A 12367-nucleotide genomic window follows, 5' to 3' on the forward strand; every position below is an offset into this window, starting at 1 on the left:
ATCCACTCAAAACTATGTTACAGTCTAAAACTGACAGCAAATAGCACTATAAACAAGAAAATCACCACGTAACTGAACACAATCTGTTTTTGATCAAAAAGGATATATGATGAGCGCATTACAACAGCTTCGTACCATGACCACCATTGTCGCTGATACTGGCGACCTTGCCGCCATTGCGCGCTTAAAACCTATCGATGCGACCACCAATCCAAGCCTCATTACCAAAGCACTCCTCCATCCTGACAACCAAGGCATGCTGTCAGAAACCATGAGTCGTCATAATGGCAATATAGATGCAGTGATTGACGCGCTGACCATTCAGGTTGGCTGTGATATTTTAGAGCTTATCCAAGGCCGCGTCTCTACCGAAGTGGATGCTCGTTTGTCTTATGACACTCAAGCGACGATTGATAAAGCCTTAGCATTTATGGAAGCTTACCAAAAAGCAGGGGTTAACTCAGATCGCGTATTAATTAAGATGGCCGCGACATGGCAAGGTATTGAGGCAGCACGCTATCTTGAAACCCAAAATATTCACTGCAATTTAACGTTGTTATTTGGACAGCATCAAGCAATTGCCTGTGCCGATGCAGGTGTGACATTGATATCGCCTTTCGTTGGTCGTATTTTAGACTGGCAAAAACGCCAACAAAATCGTCAAAACGTGCCCGCTTCTGATGATATGGGCGTTCAGTCTGTGAAGCGCATTTATCAATACTACAAGCAGCATAACTATAATACGCAAGTGATGGGCGCAAGCTTCCGCTCGACTGAACAGATATTGGCGCTAGCAGGGTGTGATCTATTGACCATCGCGCCTGACCTTATCGACGCGCTGGCAGCGATGGATACTGAGGTGATACAGCAACTGTCACCTAGCATGTCATTAGATGTAGCCGACATGAAACGCGTGAGTCTAACGCGAGAGGAATATAGTAGCGCCTATCAGCAAGACACGGTTACACAAGATTTATTACCAAAAGGTATCGATGGCTTTATTGGTGCTCGTGATGAGCTTGCTCAGATGTTAGCAGCGATGCGTCATTGATATGAGCGTTGAGCGATATAAACGGTGATGGATATGATCAGCACTTTACAAACCTCAGTCGCAGGTCATAAAAGAAATTTGCCTGCTAATAGTAAGTTGGCTATCATGGCTCACTTCTCACAACAAGAAGCAAGGCTTGATTATGAAACGGCTATCAGTGTTATTAGTGGGTGGTGTTCTAGCAGTCAGCACGCATGCAGTGAACTGGTCAAAAATATCAGAAAGTCCTACTGGATCAATTTTTAGCTTAGACTTGGACTCTATTGAAAGCTCCGACATCAATATCATAGACGAAAAAAATGTCGAAAACATCACCGTATCTATTCGTAGAACGTACCCTGCACAAAAAGATGAAACAAAAGTAGATAAGGAAGGTAAAGAAAAAGTGATTCATCATAGCGATCAGCAATTGCTCATCTCTTGTAAAGACGCCAGTTACTATAGACGCGCTTACGTTAACTATGATGCCAATAATAAGGTATTAGAATCTTGGCAATCAGAAAAACCCATATTAACCACCAAAGATTTTAAGATAACCAAGCCAAAAACGATCAGTCGCATGCTAATAGAACAGGCGTGTAAAACTTACCTTACCAGCAAGACAAGTAACGTACGTTAAGACAAAGCAAATACAGGCAATCAAAAAAGCGCGCTAAATTCATTCAGCGCGCTTTTTTGATTGCTTCATTCCACGCTATTCACTAAGCGTTGCCAGTTTTAAGCCTTTAAAACCGTATACACAGGCACTGGAAATTCGCCATGCAAATCAACCAAATCTAGCAATACTAACGCCCCCACCACGGTATGATCTGCCGATTTACACAGCTCATAAGCGGTGGTTAAAGTACCGCCTGTGGCTAAAATATCATCGACCAATAGCACGCGCTCAGGCGGTAGATTGTTTTGCATCTCAAGCGTGTCTTTACCATATTCTAGAGCATACGCTTTATTGGCAACGGGCGGTGGTAGTTTACCGGGTTTACGTAGCAAAATCATCCCTTTGCCCAATCGACCTGCAAGCAAACTTGCAAAGACAAAACCACGCGCCTCGACTGCACCTAGACAATCTACCTCATCCATCACGCCTTCAGGCAGTGCAGCGAGCAATGCATCTATCACCTCATTAATATGACTGCGCAGTAACGGCGTAATATCATAAAAATCAATACCGACTTTCGGGAAGTCTGGTACTGTGCGAATCACTTGCCAAAAGGGATGATCCGTATTGAGCTTATTAGACGACTCATTTTCGACATTTTTAGATGTAGCGGCAGCATTAATGCTCATGGTAACCCTTAGCGTATATGACTTAGATAATGTAATTTAGATAATGTAATTTAGATAATAATATATCAACGATAAATGATGGCTAATACTGTGAATTTAGCGGCGCTTATTATAACATAATTGATAGAAATATCGCAGTTGAGCACATAAGCGTACAGGTACTTACTGACAGACAGAAGACCTAAACCCCTTGATAAAAACCAATCAATCTCAATATACAAGTGTAAACTTAACGACGAAAATCACGGTTATATGCTAAACTATGTGCGCTTTTACAGTCTCATCTAACGGCTGTGATTGTAAATATGAACGTCAAAAACACCCTGTAACACGGATTATAAACACTGATAATGCTCGATAGGACTATTTATGAAACGTTATGAATGTATCGTCTGCGGCTGGATATATGATGAAGCACTCGGCTGTCCCGAAGAAGGGATTGCGCCAGGCACTAAATGGGATGACATCCCTGATGATTGGACCTGCCCAGAGTGCGGTGTGGGCAAGCTTGATTTTGAGATGCTTGAGCTGTAATAGACGACCCTCTAATTAGGACACTTCATGACAACATCGAATGACATCAAACCATCGGCAACCCTACAAGAAGCCTTAGGTGGCTACCCTACTCCTGAGTGGCAAAAGTTTGGCGCGCACCAATGGCGAGACTCTGACCTTAGCAAGCATCTGTATCAATCAATGATTGATATCGGCGATGGCATTGAGCTGTGTGTTGAGGCAGGTGGCAATCCTAATAATCCACCACTGCTCATGATTATGGGACTTGGCTCACAAATGATATTTTGGCCAGATAATTTTATCAAGCGCCTTATTGATGCCGGGTTTTTTGTCATTCGTTTTGATAATCGTGATATTGGTCTGTCTTCTAAAGTGCAGATTGATGGACTACCACGTATCAGTCAGCTAAAAATGATGATGCGCCTGCAAACCGGGTTGTCCAATAAAGGTACGCAAGTTGCTTATAATTTAACGGATATGGCAGAAGATACTGTTCGTTTGATTAAAGCATTGCAGTTGGGCAAAACCCATCTGATTGGGGCTTCGATGGGCGGCATGATTGCGCAAATCGTAGCGGCACGTTATCCAAGTTTAGTACAGCGTATGGCATTGATGTTTACCACGACCAACCGTGCATTTTTAAAACCACCAAAACCTAAGCAGCTATATACCCTAATCAATCGTCCTGAAAGTCATTCTGAGCGCGATATCGTGCGCCATAGCGTGTGGTTTATGAAGACAGTCGGTACGCCTGGCCATGTCAACGTACGTATGGTGCGTGAAATTGCCAAATTGCGTTATCAGCGCAATTTTCATCCGCTCGGCACTGTACAACAGCTCAATGCTATCTTGGCATCAGGCTCTATTAGCCGGTTTAGCAAGCAAGTCAAAGCACCGACTATCGTACTGCATGGTAGCGCAGATGGACTACTGCCCGCCTCACAAGGTCGCGTGGTTGCCAAGACCATTCCGAATGCCAAGTTTCATTTAATCGAAGGCATGGCGCATGATATTCCTGAATACTATCAACCTTATATGGTGGATTTAATCAGCAATCATTTATTAGACGAATAGTTTTAGTTGTCACCCAATCCATAAAAAAGAGCGTAAACCCTACTACTGACTCATAGGTTTTACGCTCTTTTTTATGCTGGTATTTTACCTAGGTCATTAGATCATGTAAGTCTTTAGATTTGGACGCGCCGCTTAATCACAGCCTACTCCTGTGCCCTCTTTATCGATACACATTTTATTGCCGTTTTTTAGATTGCCAATCCACGCTTTACCACCAGTAAAGGTAAAGGCGGGTTTGCCTTGATAAAAATCACCAGCCGACACACCGCTATTGGCAAAGCGAAAAGGAATCACCAACTCGCCACCAAGATTAACAAAGCCCCAGTTTTCATCGATGCGCACGCCAGCCAAGCCTTCGGCAAAGGGACGCACCTCGTCAAAAGAATAGGTAATCATGGTCACATTATTATCATCGATAAATCCCCATTTGCCATCTTGCTGACGCGGTTGTAGCATCGTAAAGCGATTGGGAAGTGTCTGGTTGGATGAGGATGCATTGCCATTAGCGCTGGCAGGTGCTCGTGGCGTCGTGGATTGCTCGTTGTTACTAGCATTTGGGTCACTGGTCGTTTTGCCGTTTTCATCAATCCAACTGATCGCTTGATTTTTACGTACACGGGCGACACCATTTTGATAATCATCAATGTCACTAATCGCGGACGAAAATGGCACGATGGTTTTATTACTAGTAGTAATGACCCCATATTTACCATCCTGCTTTACCACGATACGCCCGTTAGAGACGGGACGCGCCCAACCCTGTCCTTCTTTAAGCACATCATACATCGCAGGTACTACTTCACGACCTTGCATATTAAGATAACCGACATGACCATTGCGCAGTACAGGAAGTAAACCTGCCGATATCTTACTGGCATCGACTTTTTGATAACGTGATAAATCAACGACGCTTTTGCCCTTACTATTAATCAGAGCAACTGGCGCGCCGAAATCTTTTGTCGCCAAAAAATAGCCGCTATTTGCCGTACAAGCCACGTTTTTATAATAACTTTTTGGAATTTTGCAACTGGCCGCTTGTACGCTTGGCGCCATAAATAACGTAATAGCAAAGATGGCGATAGCAAAACCAGATATCAATGGTCGTTGTTGTAGGGATAATGAACGTCGCAACATAGATGAACCTAGGCTAATGATATTGAAGTACTTGATGTGAAGACTAATAAGAAATATCCTGTTTTATTGTGCCACTACAGTGATTATAAACCACTAGATTAACAAATAGTGATATCCACGCCAACATCGTTCCTGTAAGGATGTCTCCACCATATATTCGTATTGTTATAGAGATTTTCTTATATGAGAGAAGCTTAAGGTCATCATTGATTTTATACCTAGGGCGTGTCCTCAATTCAATCGATTATTATCTAAATGGACTAAAAATGGCTAAATTTTGCCAAACATCGTCAACTAGCTTATTAATATCTCGATATTATTTGCGCTACTTTCCTTGTTTGACGGCAATTTATCTCATTTTTACCCCCATTTTTAAAATGAGGACACGCCCTAGCATATACAGAGATAAAACCTGATACAGCAATAATAAATCAAACAATAAGCATAAATGATGGTTTGACCATTTCATTTTAGCGTCAAAACCTAGACAATACGGCTTGTATTAGCGTCAGTATTTATTGGCGTCATCGTTGATACAGTAAGATAAAATAATAATACGGATATAAGGACATTGTATGGCGATTGCTTCTTCACGCTCTGCCTCTACTGGTTTGGTCATTGGTTGTATTATCTTTGGTCTGGGTAGTTTGATTGTCGCTCACGTTGATATTGGCGGTTGGGCAATGGCATTTTGGCGCTTGGCTATTTCAGGTGTCGTATTCGCTGTATTGGCCAAAATCATGGGACAGCGTCTACCCCGCTCAAGGCGCGCTATTTTTTATGGTTTATTATCAGGTGTCTTTTTAGGCTTAGATCTGGCGCTCTGGCACGAGAGTATTTATGCGGTCGGCCCTGGTATCTCAACGTTATTGAATAGCCTACAGATTTTCTTTTTAGCCGCCATTGGGTTCTTATATTTTAACGAACGCCAATCTATATTGCAGCTCATCAGTTTGTTTTTAGCCATGTTTGGTGTGGCCATGATAGGCAGTCCTGAGTTTGCGCATAACAGTGCCGCCACTTGGGGGTTCATCACTGGTATCGTCTCAGGGGCAATGCTAGCGGCATCGATGACCTTTATCCGTAAGACCCATGATACTGAACCCACACCCATATTTATGCTGATGCAGCTGATTAGTATCGGTGGTGTATTGGCGATGATTGTTCCCATGTTTGTGTTTGATATGGGTCATATTTTGCCAAACACTTGGTCTGAGATTGGCTGGGTGCTCATCTACGGTACGGTGATGCAATGCTTGGCGTGGGGACTAATTGCCTATTCCATTCCTAAGCTGTCTTTAGCGTTAACTGGATTATTATTATTATCAGAACCCATTGCCGCATTGGTCATTGATTATAGCTGGCTGGACAAACCGATTAATAGCTTACAGTGGAGCGGTGCTCTGTTGACCATGTTTGCAATCTATTTGGGTTCACTGAAACCTAAGCCGCGCGCCCTACGACGTTATCGGTTTTTCTCAAAATTTTATAAGCGAGACTACAAGTAGCTTTTATTCTGCATTTTTATCGTGCACTTGTTGCCACTCCATAAAAAGCGCCCATGCTACCTATAGCATGGGCGCTTTTTATGGAATGATATACGCTATTACCGTCATTAACTGATAGGTATAAAACCTCAGCATAAACGCTGATTATTTGGCCAATGATTGATGAGCGGCTTTCGCTTCAGATCCTTGGTTAAATAACGCATTTAAGACAATCGCTGCCAAAGTTGCCGTACCGATACCGCCCAAATCAAAGCTGCCTAAATGCAAACTAAAGTTACCGGTACCCATAATAACAGTCACAGCCGCGATAATTAGGTTACTGTTTTTACTAAAGTCGATACGACTGTCTATCCAAATTTTGACCCCTGCAATAGCAATCAAACCGAACACCACAATGGACGCACCGCCCAATAAAGCGGCTGGTATCGTCTGAATGATGGCACCAAATTTTGGTGATAGCCCCAATAAAATAGCTACCACACCTGCCACGACAAATATTGTTGTGCTATATACCTTAGTCACCGCCATCACACCGATGTTTTCAGCATAAGTCGTCACACCAGTACCGCCAAATCCTGCTGAAAAGGTGGTTGCCAAACCATCAGCAAAAAATGCTCGACCCATATAAGGCGTTACACGAGCTTTGGTCATACCTTCGACAGCCTTAAAATGCCCTAAGTTTTCAGCCACCAAAATAAAGGCCACAGGCGCAATCAGAATAATAGCACTCATCTCAAAGCGAGGCGTATGGATACTAGGCAAGCCAAACCACGAAGCAGCTGCCACACCACTAAAGTCAATCGCCGTACCAAAACCCATGACGTTGGTCATGATAAAATAGGCAAAATAGGATAATATTAAACCAACCAGTAATAACAGACGACGCAGCATACCACGTGTAAAGACAGCCACACCACTGATGAGTAATACGGTCAACGTAGCCATCCAAGCATCGAACTGATTTGCAGACACCCCTTGAATGGTCACTGGCGCTAAGTTGAGACCGATAATCATCACGATAGCACCAGTAACGATAGGCGGCATTAAACGCTCAATCCAGCCAGTACCCGTTTTCATCACCAGCAGCCCGATTAACGCATAAATAATACCGCAAGCCATGATGCCGCCCAAAGCGACATTCAAGTTACCATTGAACCCTGCGCCTGCATAGGCTGTCACAGCGATAACAGGACCAATGAAAGCAAAACTTGAGCCCAAATAGCTCGGCATGCGCCCACCAGTGATCAGAAAGAACATCACCGTACAGATACCTGACATCAAAATGGCTAAGTTAGGATCAAAGCCCATTAACAGCGGCGCAAGCACAGTCGCACCAAACATCGCAAAAGTATGCTGTACACCTAATAGCACGCTTTTTGACGGTGGCAAATATTCATTGATACCAACCGGATCACGATCTAAATCGCCTTGATAAGGACGCCATATCGGAAACCAGCGTCCATTTTCAAAGTCTGGATTGTACGGAGGACTGATCGCCGCAGCCTCTAATCCAGGTTCAGCAGATGGTGCTTGAGCGCTGTTTTCTAAAGGCGAGGAAGGGTCTTTTTGAGATGGCATACACGCTTGTCCTATGTAAACTGGGCTAAAATAATAGACAACAGTAAATGAAAAATAAAAATTGAGTTAAATCAGAGCATCAATCGGCAAGAATATGTGGCTAGAAATTACGATAACGAGTAAAATCCGCATCTTTTCATTTATAATATGTCGCCCTGACTCATTCATTTATGTTGCAATATGGCAAACCAAAAGTATTATTTGGTATGATGACCATGTTTTGGTAGATGTATGTGGTCGGATATGTTTAACTAAAAAATGGTTATGGTCGCTTATGACTCAGTGTACTCTGCAGCGACAATCAACTTACAGGATGTTACATATCCATTAGCTCCGAGCATGATAGCGGAGTTTCAAAACAAATAAAAGTTATTATTCAATCACTATTTTTCCTCTTTTGCGTTAATACTTCCATGGGCGGTGCTTCCTCTACACCTTTGTCGGTGCTATAAGCGAGAGCTGCCTGTTATATTCTCAATGAAAGTGCCTAAAGCAGCTATACAACATGTTAGTGCACTTAAAAAACTTGGTAAGTTATTATGATTAGTGTTTTTGATTTGTTTAAAATTGGTATTGGCCCATCAAGCTCACACACGGTAGGACCCATGGTCGCCGCCAATCTTTTTTTGGGCTCATTAACCAAGCAAACAGAGCTGACGGCTATTACAGGTGTTGAAATTGAGCTTTATGGCTCTTTGGCAGCCACAGGCAAAGGGCATGCAACCGATACTGCTATATTGTTAGGGCTGCTTGGGCATGCTCCTAGTACGATCGATACCCGTTTGACCAGTCAATATTTGTCACCGATTTTTTCAGACAAACAGCTCAATATAGCAGGCACGCATGTTATTGCCTTTGAGACAGAGCGCGATATTCATTGGTATGACGAAACCGTTTTGCCCTACCATCCTAATGCCTTGACTATCCGTGCACTATTGACCGACGGCAGTCATTATCAACAAACCTATTATTCGGTAGGTGGCGGCTTTGTTATCAATGAAGAAGATGCCACCAATCCGGATGAAGATAACGCCACGCCGACCATTGACGCCATTCCGTACCCCTTTAATAGCGCCGCAGAATTGCTGGAGCAATGTCGTCAACACCACTTAAGCGTGAGTGAATTGGTATTGGCGAATGAATGTCATTACCGCAATCAATCAGAAGTTTTTGCTTACTTAGACTCTATTTGGGAGTCAATGCAGGACTGCGTGACGCGAGGCTGTCAAAACAGTGGCATATTGCCTGGTGGCTTGGATGTAAAGCGCCGTGCCCAAGCATTACATCTACAATTGTGCGCCGAGAAAAACCAACCCATTACCAAAAATGACAAACTCGCTGCCATGGACTGGATTGATTTATATGCCTTGGCGGTCAATGAAGAAAATGCCAATGGCGGAAATGTCGTCACTGCCCCCACCAACGGTGCAGCAGGTATTATTCCTGCGGTCATGCATTACTATCGCGACTTTTTATCAAGCTATAGCCAAGATGGTGCACGCAAGTTTTTGTTAAATGCGACTGCTATTGGCAGCTTAATCAAACAAAATGCCTCCATCTCTGGCGCTGAAGTTGGTTGCCAAGGTGAAGTTGGTTCTGCTTGTGCCATGGCAGCTTCTGCATTGGCAGAAATCTTAGGCGGTGATCCAGCTAAATGCCTTAATGCGGCTGAGATTGGTATTGAGCATAACTTAGGTCTGACATGCGACCCTGTAGGCGGTCTAGTGCAAGTGCCTTGTATCGAGCGCAATGCCATGGGCGCTGTCAAAGCTGTCAATGCGGCGCGACTTGCTTGCCGTGGTAATGGACAGCACTTTGTCTCTTTAGATAAAGTGATTGAAACCATGAAAGTCACTGGTGCGGATATGCTAGATAAATACAAAGAAACCTCACGAGGCGGTCTTGCCGTTTATGCAGACAATCGCATCCCTACTGCCACTCATGGCGTCAGTGTAAAATATAGTCAGTGCTAAAGCATTTCCTCAATTCAATCGTTATCCTCTAAATAGGGGTACGCCTTAACATAACGATTGTTTAATATAGCTTATCCTGACATCACATTCCCAAGTAGTTGCTAAAATAAAAAAGACCCCTAATTCTTCATTAGAGGTCTTTTTTTATTTCAGCAAATATGCTCGTTAACTAGACATACTCAATGATTCATTACTCAGCTGTTTTTGAAACCACTTCGTTTAGAATCCAAACTGGCTTAGTCATGTTAGTATTTTCATCCATCATGACTTCTTGGCGAACATCTAGAATATAACGATAGTTTGGCTCATAAGTGAAGCCCTGAATATTGCCGTTTAAAGGTGTGTAGTTTTTCTGATAAGTCTGGCGATACTGTAAGCATTCTGCTTCAACTTTAGTACCCTCAGCTGTTGACAGCTCACAGACGGCTTTCAGTGGTGCTACTTCTATCTCAAAACTTGGAATGTTAACCACTTTAACATTCATAGGTTGCCCATCGACAACCATGGTACGTTCGTTATCCATACCCATGGTAGAACAACCTGACAGGGCAAAGGCGGTCATTACTGCTGCAAGTACTAATTTTTTCATTATTAAATCCTCAGTTAATTATTATAAATACATTATTGATGGTTTGAGATTATTGTTTTGGACACATCATGCTGGTAAATATATATTTGAAAATATCAGTCAATTTTTGCGATGGGTGTAATACTATGTGGAGATTGAGCTAAGCAAGAGTATTCACCTGATTTAGCTTTACCAAAGAAACCTATTACGTCTCAATAATGTCGTCTATTGTTTGTTTACTGAGGTCAGTATAGAGCGCAACTCGTCTTCTGCTCTATAACTGCTTTGTAAAGTAACGTCAGCTTTTGCAACTGATGTTAATGGAACGTATGAAATAACAGGGTAAATTGATACATACTTATTGACATATACTTAATATACACAATAAAAAGCCAGAGCAATACATGCTCTGGCTTGATAATAAATAGACCAAAAAAATGATTGGCTTTAGTTTTTAGCTGCGATAATCCGCATTAATTTTGACGTAGTCATAGGACAAATCACAAGTATAAACGGTGTCACTGGCATCGCCGCGAGCAAGATCGATATGAATGGTAATCTCAGGGCGACTCATGACGGTCTTACCTGCCGCTTCCGTATAACTAGGGGCGACACCACCATTCTGGCAAATCATGGCTTCATCTAGATAAACATCCACTTGTTCCGTATCCAAGTCTTCGATACCAGCATAACCAACCGCCGCTAAGATACGACCCCAATTGGCATCGCTAGCGAAGAACGCGGTTTTGACCAACGGTGAATGCGCGACCGCATATGCCACATCGCAGCACTCTTGCGTGGTCTTGCCACCAGTGACGTTGACGGTCATAAACTTGGTAGCACCCTCGCCATCACGTACGATTAATTGCGCCAGACGAACAAACACCTCGGTCAAAGCCGAAAATATAGCCTGATAATGCGGATGTTCTGGACTATCAATGATATCTGAGCTGGCAGCACCCGTGGCGATCAACACACAACAATCATTGGTTGAAGTGTCGCCATCGACAGTGATGCGGTTAAAAGATTGTTCATTGATGGCACTTAGCATTTCTTGTAATAGGTCAGCAGCGATATTGGCGTCAGTTGCCACATAACCCAGCATGGTTGCCATATTAGGGCGTATCATGCCTGAGCCTTTCGACATACCTGTCACATGATAGCTGACACCCGCCACGTCGATTTTTTGGCTAGCAAGCTTCGGAATCGTATCTGTGGTGCGAATACCATTCGCCGCGGCAAGCCAATTATCAGCCCCCAGATTGGCAAGTGCATTATCTAAGCCCGCGATGACCGCATCGCTATTTAATGGCTCGCCAATGACACCGGTTGAGAATGGCAATATTGCATTACTATCCACGCCAGCCTTACTCGCCAGAGCGGCACAGATATCAACGGCTCGACGTTTGCCATCAGCACCCGTCCCAGCATTAGCATTACCTGTGTTAGTGACCAAATAACGCGGACTCATCTTGGCAAAATTCTCACGCAACACCCGTACAGGCGCAGCACAAAAGGTGTTTTTTGTGGTCACAACCGCAGTGGTCGCGGTATCAGCGATCTCAATCACTACTAAATCATCTCGGTCTTTATAGCGTACGCCTGCGGCAGTGGCGCTTAGCTTGATTCCTTCGATAGGATAAATAATATCAGGTACTGCAACATTTCCGACTGCCAT

General features: G+C 43.4%; 11 protein-coding genes. 6 read left to right on the forward strand and 5 right to left on the reverse strand.

Annotated features, from left to right (window positions below; genetic code table 11):
- Positions 1–109: 109 nt before the first annotated feature.
- Together JMY05_RS05215 and JMY05_RS05220 are read left to right on the forward strand one after the other, a co-directional pair.
- A complete protein-coding gene (locus JMY05_RS05215; protein WP_045448278.1) occupies positions 110–1051 on the forward strand; it encodes a transaldolase in 942 nt (313 codons plus the stop codon).
- Positions 1052–1193: 142 nt separating this feature from the next.
- A complete protein-coding gene (locus JMY05_RS05220; protein ID WP_045448276.1) occupies positions 1194–1670 on the forward strand; it encodes a hypothetical protein in 477 nt (158 codons plus the stop codon).
- A gap of 98 nt (positions 1671–1768) precedes the next feature.
- On the opposite strand, the gene JMY05_RS05225 is transcribed toward JMY05_RS05220, so the two are convergent.
- The gene (locus tag JMY05_RS05225; protein WP_055124107.1) at positions 1769–2338 is read right to left on the reverse strand and encodes an adenine phosphoribosyltransferase; all 570 of its coding nucleotides are present in this window, start codon (positions 2336–2338) and stop codon (positions 1769–1771) included.
- A 369-nt stretch (positions 2339–2707) separates the two neighbouring features.
- Here JMY05_RS05225 and JMY05_RS05230 point away from each other — a divergent pair, with 369 nt between their 5' ends.
- Positions 2708–2872: a rubredoxin gene (locus tag JMY05_RS05230; protein ID WP_011280463.1), complete on the forward strand. Its 165-nt coding sequence runs from the start codon at positions 2708–2710 to the stop codon at positions 2870–2872.
- Between the two features lie 27 nt (positions 2873–2899).
- A complete protein-coding gene (locus tag JMY05_RS05235) occupies positions 2900–3928 on the forward strand; it encodes an alpha/beta fold hydrolase (protein WP_045448268.1) in 1029 nt (342 codons plus the stop codon).
- Between the two features lie 132 nt (positions 3929–4060).
- Here JMY05_RS05235 and JMY05_RS05240 read toward each other — a convergent pair whose 3' ends face one another.
- Positions 4061–5062, reverse strand: coding sequence for a WG repeat-containing protein (locus tag JMY05_RS05240; RefSeq protein WP_045448265.1), 1002 nt, complete (start codon positions 5060–5062; stop codon positions 4061–4063).
- 575 nt (positions 5063–5637) lie between these two features.
- On the opposite strand from JMY05_RS05240, the gene JMY05_RS05245 reads away from it, so the two are divergent.
- The gene (locus JMY05_RS05245) at positions 5638–6570 is read left to right on the forward strand and encodes a DMT family transporter (protein ID WP_045447840.1); all 933 of its coding nucleotides are present in this window, start codon (positions 5638–5640) and stop codon (positions 6568–6570) included.
- A 144-nt stretch (positions 6571–6714) separates the two neighbouring features.
- Here the strand turns inward: JMY05_RS05245 and JMY05_RS05250 are convergent, their stop codons facing one another.
- The gene (locus JMY05_RS05250) at positions 6715–8148 is read right to left on the reverse strand and encodes a solute carrier family 23 protein (RefSeq protein WP_201614378.1); all 1434 of its coding nucleotides are present in this window, start codon (positions 8146–8148) and stop codon (positions 6715–6717) included.
- 539 nt (positions 8149–8687) lie between these two features.
- Between JMY05_RS05250 and JMY05_RS05255 the strand changes: the two genes are divergently transcribed.
- A complete protein-coding gene (locus tag JMY05_RS05255; RefSeq protein WP_087815291.1) occupies positions 8688–10121 on the forward strand; it encodes an L-serine ammonia-lyase in 1434 nt (477 codons plus the stop codon).
- 190 nt (positions 10122–10311) lie between these two features.
- Here the strand turns inward: JMY05_RS05255 and JMY05_RS05260 are convergent, their stop codons facing one another.
- Both JMY05_RS05260 and argJ read right to left on the reverse strand, forming a co-directional pair.
- Positions 10312–10710 (reverse strand): DUF4377 domain-containing protein, encoded by a 399-nt coding sequence (locus JMY05_RS05260; RefSeq protein WP_201614380.1) that lies wholly within the window; start codon positions 10708–10710, stop codon positions 10312–10314.
- Between the two features lie 433 nt (positions 10711–11143).
- The gene (gene argJ / locus JMY05_RS05265) at positions 11144–12367 is read right to left on the reverse strand and encodes a bifunctional glutamate N-acetyltransferase/amino-acid acetyltransferase ArgJ (protein WP_201614382.1); all 1224 of its coding nucleotides are present in this window, start codon (positions 12365–12367) and stop codon (positions 11144–11146) included.

The organism is Psychrobacter sp. JCM 18902, assembly GCF_904846615.1.
Lineage (GTDB): Bacteria > Pseudomonadota > Gammaproteobacteria > Pseudomonadales > Moraxellaceae > Psychrobacter.